At 60.4% G+C, this 16,800-nt stretch carries 16 protein-coding genes; all 16 read left to right on the top strand.

Annotated features, from left to right (window positions below; all coding sequences use genetic code 11):
* Positions 1-2: 2 nt before the first annotated feature.
* A complete protein-coding gene (locus QJT82_RS40010; RefSeq protein WP_038376373.1) occupies positions 3-299 on the top strand; it encodes a TrbC/VirB2 family protein in 297 nt (98 codons plus the stop codon).
* Positions 299-637: a type IV secretion system protein VirB3 gene (locus tag QJT82_RS40015; protein ID WP_016846645.1), complete on the top strand. Its 339-nt coding sequence runs from the start codon at positions 299-301 to the stop codon at positions 635-637. The genes QJT82_RS40010 and QJT82_RS40015 overlap by 1 nt, the downstream gene beginning before the upstream one ends.
* Complete coding sequence (locus QJT82_RS40020; RefSeq protein ID WP_038388350.1) at positions 630-2,996, top strand: VirB4 family type IV secretion/conjugal transfer ATPase; 2,367 nt, start codon at positions 630-632, stop codon at positions 2,994-2,996. Before QJT82_RS40015 ends, QJT82_RS40020 begins: the two co-directional genes overlap by 8 nt.
* On the top strand, positions 2,993-3,715 hold the full coding sequence (gene virB5, locus QJT82_RS40025; protein ID WP_016846648.1) for a P-type DNA transfer protein VirB5: 723 nt from the start codon (positions 2,993-2,995) through the stop codon (positions 3,713-3,715). Before QJT82_RS40020 ends, virB5 begins: the two co-directional genes overlap by 4 nt.
* Positions 3,712-3,960, top strand: coding sequence for an EexN family lipoprotein (locus tag QJT82_RS40030; protein WP_016846649.1), 249 nt, complete (start codon positions 3,712-3,714; stop codon positions 3,958-3,960). Before virB5 ends, QJT82_RS40030 begins: the two co-directional genes overlap by 4 nt.
* 11 nt (positions 3,961-3,971) lie before the next feature.
* Positions 3,972-4,958: a type IV secretion system protein gene (locus tag QJT82_RS40035; protein ID WP_038388349.1), complete on the top strand. Its 987-nt coding sequence runs from the start codon at positions 3,972-3,974 to the stop codon at positions 4,956-4,958.
* Between the two features lie 349 nt (positions 4,959-5,307).
* Positions 5,308-5,979, top strand: coding sequence for a virB8 family protein (locus tag QJT82_RS40040; protein ID WP_038388348.1), 672 nt, complete (start codon positions 5,308-5,310; stop codon positions 5,977-5,979).
* Complete coding sequence (gene virB9, locus QJT82_RS40045; protein WP_038376374.1) at positions 5,976-6,827, top strand: P-type conjugative transfer protein VirB9; 852 nt, start codon at positions 5,976-5,978, stop codon at positions 6,825-6,827. Before QJT82_RS40040 ends, virB9 begins: the two co-directional genes overlap by 4 nt.
* An 11-nt stretch (positions 6,828-6,838) precedes the next feature.
* On the top strand, positions 6,839-7,984 hold the full coding sequence (gene virB10, locus QJT82_RS40050) for a type IV secretion system protein VirB10 (RefSeq protein ID WP_016846653.1): 1,146 nt from the start codon (positions 6,839-6,841) through the stop codon (positions 7,982-7,984).
* The gene (gene virB11, locus QJT82_RS40055; protein ID WP_051003324.1) at positions 7,981-9,012 is read left to right on the top strand and encodes a P-type DNA transfer ATPase VirB11; all 1,032 of its coding nucleotides are present in this window, start codon (positions 7,981-7,983) and stop codon (positions 9,010-9,012) included. The genes virB10 and virB11 overlap by 4 nt, the downstream gene beginning before the upstream one ends.
* Entirely contained in the window at positions 8,978-10,921 is a 1,944-nt protein-coding gene (locus tag QJT82_RS40060; protein ID WP_016846656.1) for a type IV secretory system conjugative DNA transfer family protein, read from the top strand. The genes virB11 and QJT82_RS40060 overlap by 35 nt, the downstream gene beginning before the upstream one ends.
* Complete coding sequence (locus QJT82_RS40065) at positions 10,905-12,059, top strand: LPD7 domain-containing protein (protein WP_038388352.1); 1,155 nt, start codon at positions 10,905-10,907, stop codon at positions 12,057-12,059. The genes QJT82_RS40060 and QJT82_RS40065 overlap by 17 nt, the downstream gene beginning before the upstream one ends.
* 451 nt (positions 12,060-12,510) lie before the next feature.
* Positions 12,511-13,644, top strand: a complete 1,134-nt coding sequence (locus QJT82_RS40070; RefSeq protein WP_016846658.1) for a hypothetical protein — start codon at positions 12,511-12,513, stop codon at positions 13,642-13,644.
* 195 nt (positions 13,645-13,839) lie between these two features.
* Positions 13,840-15,057, top strand: coding sequence for a hypothetical protein (locus QJT82_RS40075; RefSeq protein ID WP_244436039.1), 1,218 nt, complete (start codon positions 13,840-13,842; stop codon positions 15,055-15,057).
* Between the two features lie 148 nt (positions 15,058-15,205).
* Positions 15,206-15,463, top strand: a complete 258-nt coding sequence (locus QJT82_RS40080; RefSeq protein ID WP_016846659.1) for a hypothetical protein — start codon at positions 15,206-15,208, stop codon at positions 15,461-15,463.
* A gap of 114 nt (positions 15,464-15,577) precedes the next feature.
* Positions 15,578-16,633, top strand: coding sequence for a hypothetical protein (locus QJT82_RS40085; protein ID WP_157788165.1), 1,056 nt, complete (start codon positions 15,578-15,580; stop codon positions 16,631-16,633).
* The last annotated feature ends 167 nt before the right edge of the window (positions 16,634-16,800 follow it).

The raw sequence follows: 16,800 nt of genomic DNA on the forward strand, positions 1-16,800 counted from the left end.
TCATGACTTCTTCTCTTAAACACTCCGCCGCCCTGCTTTGCATGGGGGCCGTTCTCAGCATCGCCTTGGTAGAGCCGGCGCTGGCGCAGACCGCGAACATTGAGGGCGTGCTGCAGAACATCGTCAACATGTTGACGGGCAACGTTGCGCGCCTGCTGGCGACGCTGGCGGTCATCATCGTCGGCATCGCCTGGATGTTTGGCTACCTCGATCTGCGCAAGGCCGCCTATGTCGTCCTCGGTGTCGCCATCACGTTCGGTGCCTCAGAGGTGGTCTCAATCTTGACTGGAGGTCATTGATGGCCGAGGCCGCGCGTCTCACGGAGGACACCTTGTTCCTCGCCTGCACGCGTCCAGCCATGATTGCCGGTGTCACTATGGAAGCTATGGCGCTCAACGTGATGTTTTCCTGCATCCTGTTTCTGGTGGCCGGAAGCATCGTCTACGGCCTGGTTGCAATTCCGATCCACGGTCTTTGCCGCATCATCTGCCGGCACGACCCTAACATGTTCCGAATTCTTCTGGCCTGGATCGAAACGCGAGGACGCGCACGCAACGCCACGTTCTGGGGTGGATCGTCCTGCACGCCGCTCAAACTCGTCAGGCGATATCGAACCAGGGACCTCGGTTATGCGTAACGCCACGCTTAAAACCCGGGAGATCGAGCCCAACGTCTACCTGCCGTTTGGCCGGCATGTCACCGATACAGTGATCAGTCTTACCACACGAGCCCTGCTCACGGTGATCCGGATCGAGGGGACCTCGTTCGAGACTGCCGAGACCTCGGATCTGAACAATCTTCACGGCAAGCTGAATCTCACCCTGCGCAATGTCGCAGACCCGCGCCTCGCACTCTGGACCCACCTGGTGCGCCGCCGAACGTCGGTCTATCCGGACGGTACCTTCCGGTCAGCTTTTGCGGCTGGACTCGACGCACAATATCACGAACGCCTTCAGAAAGAGGCGCTGTTTCGCAACGACCTTTATCTGACACTGGTTTGTCATCCCGGTCGCGCGGCGACGGATAAGGCGGCCGCGTTCTTCAGGCGGCTTCGCCAAAGCGCCGGACACTCCGTCGAAGTCGACGGCGAGGCCCTGAAGCGGCTTAACGATGCCACGCGAGATGTTATCGCGGCACTCGACCGTTACGGCGCCCGTGCGGTCGGAGTGGCTGAGCGCGACGGCATCATCTTCTCAGAACCGATGGAGCTGCTCCATGCGCTCGCCTCCGGCGAATGGATGCCGATGCCGTTGCCGCAGGGGCCGATCGGTCCCGCACTCTACTCAAATCGAGTCATCTTCGGCCGAGAGACCCTCGAAATTCGGGCGGCCGGCGGATCGCGGTTCGCTGGCATATTCGGACTCAAGGAATATCCGGCGTCCACCCGGCCTGGCCTGTTGAACGCGCTACTCTCGGCGCCTTTTGAGCTCGTTGTTGCGCAATCGTTCGCGTTTTTGGCGAAAGCCGACGCCAAGACGGTCCTAACACGCAAGCAGAATCAGCTGGTTTCGGCTCAGGATCCGGCCGCTTCGCAGATCGACGAGCTCTCTGACGCCCTCGACGATCTCGAATCCAACCGATTTGCGCTTGGAGATCATCACCTCTCGCTCCTGGTCTACGCCGACACGCCTTCGCAGCTGCAGGGACAAATGAGCGTCGCACGGCGCGCGCTGGCCGATGCGGGAGCGGTTGTCGCCCGGGAAGATCTTGGACTTGAAGCTGCCTATTGGGCGCAGCTTCCTGGGCTGTTCAAATACCGGGCGCGCACTGGCGCGATTAACTCGCGGAACTTCGCGGCGCTCTCTTCCTTTCACACCTATCCCACCGGGCAACCTGCAGGCAACCACTGGGGACCGGCGGTGGCGATGCTCAAGACGGCGTCGGGCTCGCCCTACTATTTCTCCTTCCATCATGGCGACCTCGGCAACACCTTCATCTGCGGCCCATCGGGGTCCGGAAAAACCGTCGTGCAGAACTTCCTGCTCTCGCAGGCCGAGCGGTTAGGGGCCTCTTACGTTTTCTTCGACAAGGACCGGGGTGCTGAGATCTTCGTGCGCGCCGCCGGCGGCACCTATCTGACCTTGCGCAACGGCATGCCGACCGGCTGCGCACCGCTTAGGGCGCTCGAGCTGACGCCAACAAACCTTTCTTTCCTGGGCGAACTGGTCCGCAAACTCGTTACACCGGATGACCGCCCGCTGACGGTTGTCGAGGAGGAACGGATCGATTCCGGATTGCGAGCGCTCGGTCAGCTGCGGCAAGCGGAACGTTCGTTCGGGACGCTGCGGACTTTTCTCGGCCAGCAGGACCGCGAGGGCATCGGTGCACGGCTCGAGCGATGGTGCCGGGGCGCGCCTTTCGGCTGGGTGCTGGATGGCGAAGAGGACGCGATTGGCCTGGAAGCCCGGTTCATTGGTTTTGACATGACCGATCTCCTGGACCACCCCACCGTTCGCACGCCACTCATGATGTATCTATTTCACCGCGTCGAGCGGCTGATCGACGGCCGACGCCTAATCATCGACATCGACGAATTCTGGAAGGCGCTGGGGGACGAGGCGTTCCGGGATCTCGCCAACAACAAGCTGAAGACCATCCGCAAGCAGAACGGTGTCATGGTGTTTGGCACGCAGTCGCCACGCGACGCGCTGGCCTCGCCGATCGCGCACACCATCGTCGAACAATGCCCAACCCAAATCTTCCTGCCGAACGCACGGGGCACGCTCTCGGATTATGTCGACGGCTTCCATCTGACCGACACGGAATTCCGGCTGATCAAGGAGGAGCTCGCCCCTGAAAGTCGGCGCTTCCTGGTTAAGCAAGGCCACAACTCGGTGGTGGCCGAACTTGATCTCAATGGTTTCGACGACGCGCTCGCCGTCTTGTCGGGACGGACGGAAACCGTCGAACTGCTCGATCGCATTCGCAACCAGGTCGGTGACGACCCTGCGCAGTGGCTGCCGGTGTTTCACGCCGAGCGGAGGAAAGCCCAATGATCACTCAGCGTATGCCGGCGGTTTTCGCCTCTCTTTCAGTCATGACCCTGCTGATGATCCCGCCCGCACGGGCTGAGATTGTATTCGACCCAAGCGTATATGCAAGGCAGTTTGAGCAACTGACAGAATTGAAGAAGCAGGTCGATACCCTGACGTCGCAGCTCAAGGTCGCACAGGATCAATTGAGCCAGGCCAAGCAACTCTATGACAGTTTCAACAAGCGGACCAATGCCAACGACATCGGCGCGCTCCTGAACACGCCCCAGTTCCGAAAAGTGCTGCCCCAACAGTTCGCGGACATCGAACGTCTCGTCGCGGGGCAGGGTGGCGGTAACTTCGCCGACGCCATCAACCATTATCTTTCGCAGAACCGCGCGTACGCCGGCAACAGCGGCAACTCCTATTACCAGAGCGAGCTCGATCGGATCGCCCGGCAGACTGGAGCCAAGCACTCCATGGGTCAGGCGATATACGACACGGCCTCCCAGCGCATCGATGCACTCGAGGAGCTCAGAGCTCGCATCAGCTCAGCGACCGACGCCAAGGAGGTTCTAGATCTGTCAGCGCGGCTGCAGGCGGAGCAGGCGCTGCTACAGAACGACGTGCTCCGAATGCAGGGTTTGGCCATGATCCAGCAGGCCCGGGCGGACATGGATGGCCAGCGGGAGCGGGAGAGACGGCGACAACTGGTCGATGAAATGAAGGCGGCTCTGCAATGAACACGAGGCTTGCCATTGCTTTCCTCACCGTAGCCGCTGCGGCTCTTACGGGCTGCAACGACGCCAACGAGGGGCAACAGGTCAAAACTGTCGGCTGGTTCCTCGATCATCGCGATGAACTTGCGGAGGCTCTCAAAGAGTGCCGCAACAATCCGGGCGAGCGCGGGAAACGACCCGACTGCATCAATGCCAATGAAGCCCGCAAGAAGGCCTTCGTCAAAGAGATGAAGGACGCTCTGAAGTAAGGACCGCCACGATGGCCGTAAACATCTTCGACAGCTTCCTGAAGGAGTTCGAGCAACCGATCACGGCCTTCGTGTCGACGTCGGTCTCGAATCTCGCCACCTACATCGACGGTCCACTTCGCACCGCCGTGATGCTCTACGTCATTCTATATGGCTTTGCCGTGATGCGCGGCGCGATCTCCGAGCCGATCATGGAATTCGCCTGGCGGGCGATGCGGATCGTGGTCGTGGTGTTGCTGGCGACCAACTCCAGCGCGTTTCAGCAATACGTTACGAGTCTGTTCTTCGACTCGTTGCCGAAAGAAATCGGCAACGCGTTAGCGGGCTCAGGACTGAATACCAGTTCGGGAGCTCCCTTCGATCAACTTCTCTCCAAAGGAATCGACGTCGCCAATAAGATCTACGATCAAGCGGGAATCACCGATGTGGCGCCGGCACTGATTGCGGGCATTCTTCTCGTTTTTGTGGCAGTTGGTTCTTTCTTACAGTTCGCTATCCTGCTCTATGCCAAGGTTGGTCTAGGCGTCGTCATCGCACTCGGCCCGATCTTTATTGCGCTGGGACTATTTGAGGCAACGCGCCCGTTTACAGAAGCCTGGCTTCGGCAGCTCGCGAACTTCGTGATCCTGCTGGTCCTGGTTGTCGCGCTGGTCGGGTTGATGCTGTCCACTGTCAGCGGCTTCATCGACAGGTTTGGAGCCAACGCAGGAACGGCGGGCGAGATGGTAGTGGCCGCTGTCGCCATAAGTGCCGTGCTCGGTCTGTCCGGATACATCGCACTTCAGCTACCGATCATCGCAGGCGGTCTCGCCGGCGGCGGCGCGTCGCTCGCGAGCCGGCTGGTCACAAGCCCACTGATTGCCAATGCCACGGCGACCGCCGGAGGTGCCTATGCCGGCGCCCGCTGGTCGGCCAGCCAGGGTCTCGCCGCGATAAGAGCCGGCCGACAGGGTGGCAGTATGCGGCGTACCCGATCGCAGGGAACCACTGCGGCCTGAACAACAATAGTCGCCGGCAATCGGGCGATAGACAACGACAGGGGCATCAGAACGATGTGGCGTCGACTATTCATCATTTGTGTCATCGCATCGCAGCTTGGTGGCTGCGGGACCTGGTCAAAGGGGCCGCCGTCATGTGACGGTACGGCTCGGCGGCCGCTCAATCGTTCGCTATGGGATTCGGAGTCCGGCGGGCCACCCACGACACCCGAGCCGTCGGCTTCGCCGTCCGCTCCCATCACCCGGAAGGGCGATAGCGGCCCGCCAACGCCCTCGACCCATCTCGCCGCGTCCGGCCGGTGGGCCGACATTGAGGCCTCTTACCGCGCGTGCGGCAAGGAGGCCTGAGATGGTCGGGCACGATGACCTGAAAGCCTATTTTGAGAACGCGCGGCGTTGGGAACAGGATCTGCTGCTGTCGGCCCATCGCTCGCGGCGAATAGCCTGGGTAATTGCGGCGGGCGCCTGCGCATTGGCGGTCGCCTCGGTCGGAGCGGTCGCAGCGCTGGCTCCGCTGAAGACGGTCGAGCCGTTCGTCATTCGGGTCGATAACGCCACCGGCATTGTCGATACCGTGTCGGCTCTCAATTCGACACCGGCGCGCTACGACGAAGCCGTCACCAAGTATTTCCTAGGACGCTACGTGCGCGCGCGTGAGGGCTACAGCTATCCTGAAGCTGAAACCAATTTTCGCACGATCTCGCTGCTTTCGGGGCAGGGCGAACAGGCCCGCTTCGCAGCCTGGTACCGCGGCTCCAATCCCGAAAGCCCGCAAGTCGTTCAGGGCCGTTTTGGGGTTGCGACGGTGCGGATCAAGGCGATTTCTCTGCTTGCCGATAATGTCGCATCTGTGCGGTTCATGAAAGAGGCCCGCAAGGGCGAGGAGACCCATGTGACCCATTGGGTCTCGACCCTGACCTTCTCCTACGCCAACGCCCCGATGTCCTCTGCCGACCGCCTAATCAATCCGCTCGGCTTTTTGGTTTCGGAATATCGCGCCGATCCGGAGGTCGTGCCATGAAACGTTTCGCGCTTTTGGCAACTCTAGCCCTTGGATTTGCCGGACCTGTGTTGGCGCTGCAGCAGCCGACGCCGGGGCAACACGATGCGCGCGTGCGCACTGTGACTTATGACCCGGCCAATGTCGTCCGCCTCAACGGCGTCATTCGTGCCTCGACCCAGGTCGTGTTTGCCGATGACGAGGAGATCGCTCATGTCGCCATCGGTGACGCGATTGCATGGGAGGTCGCACCCGCGGGTTCGATCCTATTCCTCAAGCCCCGCGAAAAACATCCGCCGACCAATCTGCAGGTTGTCACCACCCGGCCCGACGGACGCAAGCGCTCGTATCAGTTCGAATTGTCGATTGCCGAGACCACGCTGGCGGACAGCTACTTCGTCGTCCGCTTTGCCTATCCCGGCGACGAGATCGAGCGGCGGCGCATCGAGGCGGCTGCCCGGGGCGCCGAACGGGAAGGCGCGCTGATCGAGCAGACTTTCGACCTGCATCATGCCTATGGCGCGCGCAACTGGCGCTTTTCGGCCCAAGGCTCAATCGACCTCGAACCCGAAGCGGTCTTCGACGACGGCAAAGAGACCACGTTCCGATTCGCTGGCAATCGCGAGATCCCGGCGATCTACCTGATCAACTCGGACGGTTCCGAAAGCCTCGTTCCGAAGGATGTCCGCGGAGAGCTCGTGGTGGTCCACGCTACTGCCCGGGAGTTTCGGCTGCGCAAGGGCGACATCGTGCTCTGCATCTTCAACGAAGCGTTCGACGCCGTCGGGGTCAATCCCGGCACGAACACCACGAGCCCCTTGGTCGAGCGGCGGGCGAAGAGGTCATCTCCAACCCCAAAGGCACGATAGGCGAGCGCAACATGACCGAGTATGAGAATGAGACGCTTGTCGGCGAGCGCGGCATTACGCCGGTGGGGGGAGGGGACAACGGTCGAACCGCGATGCTCAAACGCGGCTTCAGCGCGCTCGCGCTCACCGCATTCGCCTTTCTGATCATCTGGGGGACCTGGAAAAGCGATAAACCGGTTGGCGATTCCGCTCGCAAGCTCATGATCCGCCAGGCGGCGGCCTTCGAGCCCGTCCAGGAACCACCGGCAGCGCCTATCACGACTGCCTCTATCCCGGTCGCATCTGTTGCTGCCACGCCGGCACCCGCCGTGCCCGCCGCGGACCAGATGCTTGAAAGCGCACGGCGCGCACCGGTGCTCGCCTATAACCGGCCGGTCGCGTCGGGGCGCCCGCCCCATAACGGCGCGACCGGAAACGTCCCCATCGATCCCTATGATTTTGGGCGGGCGGAGCCACGCAACGAGCTTGCGGACAAGTTGAAACCCACGCCGATCGAAGGCGTGCGCGCGGCCCGGCTTCCCAATCGCAATCTTCTGGTCACCCAGGGCACGTCGATCCCTTGTGTGCTCGAGACTGCGATGTCCTCGGATGTGGCGGGCTTCGTCTCCTGCGTCGTGCTGCGCGACGTAATGTCGGATTCCGGCAATGTGGTGCTCATGGAAAAAGGCACCCAAATGGTCGGCGAATACCGTGGCAATGTCCGGCGCGGCTCCAAACGGATGTTTGTGCTTTGGGCTCGCGCCAAGACGCCGACGGGAGTGATCGTGGCCCTGGCCTCGCCTGCCACAGATGCGCTCGGCCGCGCCGGCTTCGACGGCGAGGTCGACACGCATTTCTGGGAGCGCTTCGGTTCGGCGCTGTTGCTGTCGATCGTTGGAGATGCCTCCTCCATCGGGCGCCAGCAATTGCAAGATGGCTCGATTCAAATCAACAACACCGCTGGTGCGACAAACACCGCCGCCGGCATCGCGGTCGAGCAGTCCATCAACATCCCGCCGACGTTGAACAAGAACCAGGGTGAGCTCGTGAATATCTTCGTGGCGCGCGACCTCGATTTCGCGTCGGTCTACCAACTCAAGCGGATCGAAAGCCGCACCCAGATTCTCGACCGCACCCTCCCCGGAGGCATTGTGGGCCCGGCTGTGGTGACCAAATGAGACCAGTCGCATCCGTCGAACGCGATGGCGGGCGGCTGGTGCTGGCGCGCTACCTTGAGCCGCTGGCGCCGTACTTGGCGGACAACACCCTCACCGAAATCGTTGTCAACCGTCCGGGCGAACTTTTCGTGGAGGGGCCGAACGGTTGGACCCGGCATGAAGTCGCAGCCCTCACGCACACCTATCTCTCCCACCTTGCGACTGCGGCTGCCAGTCACACTCGTCAGGACATCGGACCGGAATACCCGGTGGTATCGACCAGCCTGATTAGCGAAGAGCGCTGCCAGATCGTCGTGCCCCCCGCCGTGCCTGCAGGCACGATCAGCCTCACAATCCGCAAGCCCTCGACACTGACCATGAACCTGGACGCTCTTGAGCGGGTAAAGCTGTTCGATGAGGTCCGCTCCGCGAGTGGCGAGCTGGACGCCAACGAGCATCGATTGCTCGCGCTGAAGGAGGCCGGCCAATGGCGCGAGTTCCTTGAGCTTGCGGTGCGATCCCGCCGCAATATCCTGATCTCGGGGGCGACGGGTTCCGGCAAGACGACTCTGTCCAAGGCGCTGATTGCGGCGATCCCGGCGCATGAGCGGCTGCTCACCATTGAGGACACGGCCGAGCTCGTCATCCCACATCAGAACTCGGTCCGGCTGCTCTATGCCAAGGACGGGCAGGGTATGGCCAAGATCGGCCCTCGCGAGCTCCTTGAATCATCCCTGCGCATGCGGCCCGATCGCATCCTGCTGCAGGAGCTGCGTGACGGGACCGCGTTCTTTTACCTGAGGAACGTGAATTCAGGGCACCCAGGATCGATCACGACGGTTCACGCCGACAGCGCTCGCCTTGCCTTCGAACAAATGACCTTGCTGGTGAAAGAGAGTGCCGAGGGACGTGACCTCCACCGCGACGACATTCGTTCGCTCTTGCTGCATCTCGTCGACATAGTGGTCCAGATGCAAAAGCGTAACGGCCGCTATCGCATTTCGGAAATCTACTATGACCCCGTTCGCAAACGCGACCACGCCCGCTAAAGCCGCCCTCGGCACGACGCTGGCGCTCGGGGCCAGCGCAGTCTTCCTGCTGGTCGCCTCGAACGTTCTGCTGCTCGGGCTCAGGCTCCACGATGGCGGTTTTCACTGGTTGGAGATCGCCACAGGCTGGCCGCGCTATGGCGCCGACCCGCGCTTCGACCGCTGGCTGACGCTGTCGACTCTCTCTGGTCTGATTGTGGTCTTCGGCCTACTCGGCGCGATCCTTCGGCACCGTCCGCCACCGCTTCACGGCAAGGCCCGTTTTGCTTCCGAGCGCGAGATCAAGACCGCCGGTCTGCGGTCCAAGGACGGTCTCCTGCTCGGCCGCAAAGATGGGAAAATGCTCTGCTTCGGCGGAACGGAACATGTTCTCCTCTATGCTCCAACGCGCGCCGGGAAGGGGGTAGGCTATGTCATTCCGAACTTGCTCAATTGGCCGGATTCGGTTGTTGCGCTGGATGTGAAGAAGGAGAACTGGGATCGCTCGGCCGGCTTCCGCGCCTCCCACGGGCAGGAGGTCCATCTGTTCGATCCGCTCGACGAGAACGGTCGTACTGCGCGTTACAATCCGCTGGGGTATGTGCGCAGCGATCCCGCCGACCTCTATGACGATCTACAGCGCGTCGCGGTGATGCTGTTTCCGGCCGAGAGCCGCGGGGATCCGTTCTGGTTCGAAGCGGCCCGTTCGTCCTTTGTGGCCATCGGCGGCTATGTCGCGGAAACGCCGGGCTTGCCCTTGACGATCGGCGAGATCCTGCGCCAGCTCTCGGCGACACAGGATCTCAAAGCCCACTTCGACAAGATCATCGCCGACCGCAAGGCGGGTCCTTCCCCGCTGTCGCGGCACTGCATCACGGCGCTGAACGATTTTCTTGCCGCCTCCGAGAACACGTTGAACTCGGTCCGCAAGACCGTGACGGCGCGGCTCGGCCTCTGGCTCAATCCACGCATCGATGCCGCAACCTCGACCAATGATTTCGATCTACGACAGCTGAGGCAGAACCCCATTTCCATCTACCTCGGGGTGACACCTGACAATCTCGACCGTATGGCGCCGCTCCTGAACCTGTTTTTCCAACAGGTGGTCGACCTCAATACCCGAGAGCTACCCGAACAAAACCCCAAACTCGCTCGCAAGGTGCTGCTCTTGCTGGATGAATTTCCAGCACTCGGCAATGTCAATGTGCTGGCAAAATCGGTCGCTTTCATCGCCGGATACGGTATCCGCCTTCTCACAGTGGTCCAGACCCCGGCGCAGCTGCGCGCGATCTACGGTATCGATGGCGCGCGCAACTTCATGACCAACCACGCCGTGGAAGTCGTGTTTGCGCCGAAGGAGCAGGACGTGGCGAATGAGCTCTCCGAGCGCATCGGATATCAGACGGTGAACGCGCGCAGCCGTAGCGGACCAAAGGGGCTGGCGATGCGCGCGATCAGCGAGACGATTTCGGAACATCGTCGCGCCCTGATGCTGCCTCAAGAGCTCAAGCTCCTACCGAAATCCAAGGCCTTCATCCTCGGCACCGGCATTCCGCCCATCATCGCCGATAAGATCATCTATTACGAGGACAAGTCTTTTCTGAAGCGATTGCTGCCGGCGCCTGTCCCGCAGATGCACAAAGAGCGCTCAAATGCGCTCCTCAACGCCGAAATCAAGGAACTGCGCTCCGAGATTGCCGAGCTGCGCGCGGTTTTCCGAGCACGGCCCATGACCGACGAGGAGGTGGCAGACCCCTCCACGATACCTGCCGGCGCCAGTTTCGATTTTGGGGACGTGGACGTCGACCTCGAAGGTCTCTCCGAAGACGACATGAAGGCCTGGGTTCTGAATTATATTGACGCTCAAGCCATCCCGCCGGCGCGAAGGCCCGGCCGCAAGCGGAAGGGTGAGCATGAACGACAGGCATGACGAGGAATTCAGCCTGGAGCGGCAACGTCGCGCCGGCCGCGCTTCCGCCCGAGAAAAGGGCGAAGACGAGTCCTTAGCAACAGCCCGCAACAAGCCTTCATCCGCGGAAGTAACAGATAATGCGTTTCCGGACCGTATCCGTCGGAAATATTACGTGGTGGCCAGTGAATCCGAAAAGGATGGATCTAGCCGCGAAGCGCGGCTCTATGCTGATGAGCGGAAAGAGTATCTTGCGTTCAAGACCACTGACGATCGCTTGGTCACCCGCATAGCAGCCGCCGGGGTGATCCGGGACATGGTCACCGTGGCACAGCATCGCCAGTGGGAGGCACTGTACGTCAGAGGTTCCGTCGAGTTCCGGCGCGAGGCGTGGCTCGAGGCTAGCAAGCGCGGATTAGAGGTGCAGGGCTATCAGCCAAACGATCTTGATCGCCAGGCGCTCGCTGACCGACCAGTCGCTTCAGATCGATCTCACACCCGTACCAACGATGTCGAGTTTCACTCGGCCTCCGACAGGTCACTGCAGGCGGATAGGCTCGATTACGACAAGGGCATTTCCGGGCGTCTGATGGAGGTCGGTTTTGGCCCGTATCGCAACCGCGCCGACGCGGAACCGTCAACCTATGTAGCCATCGAACTGGATGATGGCCGGCGCCATCAGGTGTGGGGCGTCGGCGTTGTGACTGACGTCGCAGACAGTGGCGCCAGGCCTGGCGACCGCATCTCTCTGCGAAGGGATGGCGTCGAACCCTTCATCAGGGCGATCAAGTCCATAGACGCCGCCACAGGAATCGCCGGCATTGAACGGCGCCAGATGTGGCGGAACGTTTGGAGTGTGACGGTGGGGGAGCGTCGTGCAGACCGTCCGGCGGCCGGGCGCGATTCCGACGTGCTCGCGGCTCAATCCCAGCTTGTCGTCATCAACAAGCTTGTGGAACGCGCTCTGCCGAACGATGAGAATGCTCGCCAGAGCATTATGGCCTTCGCCAAGGAGCGGATCGCGCACCATCTCGAAAACGGTCGTTCATTTGCACGCGCGACGGTCCTAGATTCCGTACAACAGCGCCACCTACCGCGAACCGACAAAGACGAGGCGCGTCATGAAGACCGGCTAAGAGTGAAGGAGCAAGAGCGCTGACTGTCTGGTGCGCCCACCAAATAGATCAAGACCTAGCGAGAGAAACCGGGAGCCTCTCTTCGCGAAAAGCCTGATCAGTCTCAAATTATCTGACGACGGACACGCCGGCCCAATCCGCACGGGGCATTCACCTGCCGCGGGGCCGTCCATTGTCGCGACCGCCAGCGCGCATACTTGGATGGCAAGGATGCATCCCACCAATCCCTTGTCATGCGGCGCCTCTCCATCGAGTTGACCGGTAAAGTCGCTTGCAAGATCAAAGATTAAAAAGCCCCTTGCCATCGCAGGGGCCGCTGAGCGCGATGATGAGTTTTGCGAGCGCCCTTACCTTCGGACTGTCATCTACGGTGCAGAGCTTACGGACGATCAAAGCTGATGATGGCTGGGGGGCGGGTTCCGTCACCTGCGAGTTCTTGTAGTTGATTAGCGCGAACTTCTCTGGCCGACTAGCGTGTCGGTCACGCTGGCTGACCAGGGCACGCCCCTGGCCTTGCGCCCGGAGACCGTTCTGGTGAACGGCCGTCCCCGGCTGGTGACGACGTCAGGCGCCGTGATCGAAACGGAAGAGAGCCAAGCCGGGGGCGGCGCGCTGATAGCGCAGAACGGATCGCTCGTCTTCTATCTGCTCCAGGTGAACGATGTGTGGGGCTATTTCAACACCGGAATGGACGATAACAAGATCACCAATCCCGTACCGTCGACATTCCCGACCACGGGCGGCGCTCTCAACCAGATCACCACCGTCGCGCAACAGGCACCGGAGCCATTTACGAAATCCGCCTTTTCGGACAACGTAGCGATGGCCGTCGAGATCAAGTCCTCCTGGATCGAAACGACCGGCCTTGCCAACGCGGGGGATTACATCACCATCGACGCGACGATTCCGACCTACAATCCCCCGTTGACCCAGCCCAACAACACCCAGTCGGTGCAGTCGGGAACAAAGCGGGCCAGACTGGCATTGGTCGGCATTCATATTGTCGGCAGCACGCTCGGTCATCCCGAGATGCTGTGGGCGACGTTCGAGCACGTCAACAACGCGCCCAATCCGCAATACACATTCACTACGACATCGGGCGGAGTAGGCACGCAGCCGCCCGACGGACCCGGCGGCTGGCTGTTTTCGTCGACGGGCGCGGCGGCCGCCAATCCTAACAACCAGCGCATTGCGCCGAACGGTACGACACTCAACGTGGTCTCCGGCCAGACGATCGGTCCGAGCGACGTGGTTCGGACCGCCCCTTGGGGAACCGGTCCGAGCGATCCGAGCTTTACAATCAACAACACCGACATCGTTTCGCTCAACCAGAATGTAATGGGACTGCTGGCCGCAGGCGACGCGCGCCGGAACTACCTCCTCGTGGGCGTGACCTGGGTCAAGGGCGGAAGCCCGCCAAGCAACGGCGTGAAAGTCGGCACGCCGAAGCTGGCCAACTCGAGGATGGAAATGTTTTTCCAGCCCAGCAACTGCTTCGACTGTCATAGCGATGACAACGGCAACATGCTGGGCACCCCCTCCGGTTCAGATGGCTTCAGCGGCGGTCTCAGTCACATCTGGGCCGCGATGCGGCCGCTGTACCACTGAGCCTTTGTCCAGACCCGCGCTCGCGGCTTGGACGTGCGTACGAATTGGAAAAGGAAGCAGTCCCATGAGTACAGCAAAGGATTGGAAGTGGGTGGCGACGAACTCACCGGTGGCTAATTCCCGGACCGACGACATCTGGTTCTTCGACGAAAAAAAAACTGGCTTGTGAACAGCAACGGAGAAGTTAGGCAAACCGTGGACGGTGGCCAAACCTGGACTCTTAAAAAGTTCATCGATCCGAATACCAGCGGCTTTCCATATCTGCGCTGTACGGGATGGGCAAGCGAGCAAGTCGGCTGGGTCGGAGCTGTTACGACTTTCGACGCAGGCAACAAGGACTTCCTGAAAATTCTGCTGCATCGAACCACGGATGGTGGAGCAACCTGGGACAATATTATGAACGTGCCCGAAAGCTCACCTGCCGGCATTTGCGGCATGTCAGTCGTCAACGAGAAAGTCGTCTACGGAGCGGGAACAAACGATCCGAATCTCCCTGGCCCGGGGTTGGTCAAAACCACTGATGGCGGCGCGACCTGGACGCACACGGATCTCAGCCAGTATGCCGACAACCTGATCGACGTGTATTTTTTCGATGAGAACACTGGGTGGATCGTCGGCGGGAAAAAGGATTCGTCGTGCCCCGCGATCAAGCCCGGCTACGAAACACATCCGCAATATTCGCAGCTGAAGCCGGTGGTTTTGAAGACGATCGATGGTGGCGCAACATGGGTCAACAAGGCCGCGGGCGTTGCTGGTTTCGATTGCGGAGAATGGGGTTGGAAGATTCAATTTCTGAACGTTACGACGGGGTTTGTTTCGCTGGAGAATTTCACCACGGCCGCCATTCTCAAGACGACGGACGGCGGAGAGACTTGGGTGCGTTTGCCGATCGTCGACAGCGCCGGTCAATCCATCAACATGGACCTTGAGGGCGTCGGCTTTATCGATGCGCAATCTGGCTGGGTCGGCGGATGGGCCGACAACTTCGAGGGTCTCTTCAACAGCCTGACCGTTGACGGGGGCAATTCCTGGACCGCACAAAACAATGTGCCGAGCAATCCGACCACCGATCCGAGGATCAAGATCAACAGGTATCGGCTGCTTGGCAACCCCGTTTCGACGGGGTATTGCAGCGGAGCCAAGGTTTACAAGCGCGCGCAGCGTCGTGGCGGCCGCGCGGGTCTCCATCCCCCATCCCGCAGGCCTCGCCCTGTCCCACACGTCCAACTTCAGCAGTCGTTCCGTCGAAATCACCTATGTGCTCCCGCAAGATGCCGCGAGCGTATTCGTGGGCATATGGAATCATTTCGCCTTTCACGTGCGGACACTTGTCGACGGCGAAAGCCAGAAGGCTGGAAGGCATACCGTCGCATGGGACGGCACCGACAAGACGGGAAGGCAGCTGGGCGGTGATCTCTACATCTGCCGGATGTCTGTCGACGGAAAAACGGGAGAAAGCCAGTCGGTCCGGTTACCCAGATAGGCCTCGCGGCCTGGCCGACCGAACGCGGCGGGAAAGATCACATGCGCTTGAGGCAATGAGCGAAGACAGGAGGATCCGATGGCAGTGACTTGGGACACCATCAAGGCATACTTCACCGACATGGACGTCGATCACATGAAACACGTTTCGGCAAATTGGCCGAAGGTCCTAGACTTGCACGACGAGGCAAGTGTTCTCTATTACGCCACGCAGGTTCATGCCTCCGTCGCCAGCGGACGCATGCCGATCGGCGAGCCACGCTGGACTCCAAAAATGGTAGCGGATTTCCTCGATTGGTGGCAAAGTCAAGTCCCGGGTGCAATGCCGATTGTGTAACCGGCACGTCCTTTTCACGCGCGCCAACATTGCCAGGAACGGCTGTTGAGACGCTTGGAGCGCTGGCTCCTTGATGCCCACGCAATGTAAAGCCCCTTTGCAGGAACAGCGGAGATGTCGTCCGGACCGGATCAAAGCAACTGGTATTGGCAGGGCATTCGACAAGCTGAGCAGGATGGACTTATCTATTATGCGTGCAAGAAAACCGCCAATCAGTTTGTCATTTCGGATGACTACAGCCACCTTGGCCATGACGACGCAACGCCCCTCCTGCTGAAGTACACAAATGCACGGCCACTTTCATCCGTCGCCAGGCAAATCCTTGCTCTATACAGGAGCAGCCCGGATATCCGGTTTTTGGAGCTGGGACCAGGGGCCGGTGTTGCGTGTGCAGCCGTAGATCGGCTGTTACCGGGTACAAAAATTGACACCATCTCCCTGACGCCACTCAACCCCTATTTGAGATTTCGCTGGGATGACATGTACGAGCACATGACGGAGCCAAATTCGCGCGAAAAGCGCTTTCTGCGCCTTTATAGTTCCTGTCGTTCCCCATTCGTGCGGAATCAGTACATAGGACAGTTCTCACGAGAGATCAGCCTTCCAAAAGAGAGCTATCATTTCATTTACGAAAACCATGGCGCGATCTTCTATAACTTTCATCCAGATCGAAGTAGCGACCTGATGCAACTTTCCGGAGCGTCGATTTCCGTGGCCCTGTCGCTTTTGCGGCGAGATGGGACGATGTTGATCATGGCCTCTGACGGCCGGCACAGAATGGAGGACGCACTGGAATCAATTGCGACCGACACAGATGTAATTGTGACCTGCAAGCGCACATCGGCCTACCATAGTTTTCCCTGCATTGTCGCGAGAAACGAGAGTCCGCTGTCGACGCGCCTTCGCGAGGACAATAGAGGCTTATTACGAAAAGCGGAAAGAATATTGCGATTGGACGCACAAGCATTGGAAAAAATCATTTCGAGGATTGTCAATTGCGAAAGTCGTCCGGATCATCACCATCGCGCGTCGCGAAGGATCTCCGCGAAGACGAGGACTGGCTCTGGATGTCGCGAATGGAATGGACCCGGAAGACGGCGTCATCCGAGTTACGGCATAGGTGATGACTGCGTCATGGCGTTCACCGACTCTTCGGCATCGAAAACCTGAAGCGGTCAGTCCGCTCCGACGATCATGCAAGCCGCGCCTATGCCGGGTTTGACAAGCTCTACGAACCGGATCCGATCACCGGCCGCCCGCTGACCTGCCCCTGAGAATTTCCTCCAGAAGGAGTTAGAGTCCGGCCTGACGAAGGACGGACAGATGAAGCGAGCAAG

Source organism: Bradyrhizobium sp. Mp19, assembly GCF_029952935.1.
Lineage (GTDB): Bacteria > Pseudomonadota > Alphaproteobacteria > Rhizobiales > Xanthobacteraceae > Bradyrhizobium > Bradyrhizobium elkanii.

Bases quoted from the DNA above. Each gene is read 5' to 3' on its own strand.
- QJT82_RS40085 (WP_157788165.1), top strand. From the start codon at position 15,578: ATGTCGTCCGGACCGGATCAAAGCAACTGGTATTGGCAGGGCATTCGA.
- QJT82_RS40030 (WP_016846649.1), top strand. From the start codon at position 3,712: ATGAACACGAGGCTTGCCATTGCTTTCCTCACCGTAGCCGCTGCGGCT.
- QJT82_RS40010 (WP_038376373.1), top strand. From the start codon at position 3: ATGACTTCTTCTCTTAAACACTCCGCCGCCCTGCTTTGCATGGGGGCC.
- QJT82_RS40020 (WP_038388350.1), top strand. From the start codon at position 630: ATGCGTAACGCCACGCTTAAAACCCGGGAGATCGAGCCCAACGTCTAC.
- QJT82_RS40040 (WP_038388348.1), top strand. From the start codon at position 5,308: ATGGTCGGGCACGATGACCTGAAAGCCTATTTTGAGAACGCGCGGCGT.
- virB10 (WP_016846653.1), top strand. From the start codon at position 6,839: ATGACCGAGTATGAGAATGAGACGCTTGTCGGCGAGCGCGGCATTACG.
- virB9 (WP_038376374.1), top strand. From the start codon at position 5,976: ATGAAACGTTTCGCGCTTTTGGCAACTCTAGCCCTTGGATTTGCCGGA.
- QJT82_RS40015 (WP_016846645.1), top strand. From the start codon at position 299: ATGGCCGAGGCCGCGCGTCTCACGGAGGACACCTTGTTCCTCGCCTGC.
- QJT82_RS40035 (WP_038388349.1), top strand. From the start codon at position 3,972: ATGGCCGTAAACATCTTCGACAGCTTCCTGAAGGAGTTCGAGCAACCG.
- virB11 (WP_051003324.1), top strand. From the start codon at position 7,981: ATGAGACCAGTCGCATCCGTCGAACGCGATGGCGGGCGGCTGGTGCTG.
- QJT82_RS40065 (WP_038388352.1), top strand. From the start codon at position 10,905: ATGAACGACAGGCATGACGAGGAATTCAGCCTGGAGCGGCAACGTCGC.
- virB5 (WP_016846648.1), top strand. From the start codon at position 2,993: ATGATCACTCAGCGTATGCCGGCGGTTTTCGCCTCTCTTTCAGTCATG.
- QJT82_RS40080 (WP_016846659.1), top strand. From the start codon at position 15,206: ATGGCAGTGACTTGGGACACCATCAAGGCATACTTCACCGACATGGAC.
- QJT82_RS40060 (WP_016846656.1), top strand. From the start codon at position 8,978: ATGACCCCGTTCGCAAACGCGACCACGCCCGCTAAAGCCGCCCTCGGC.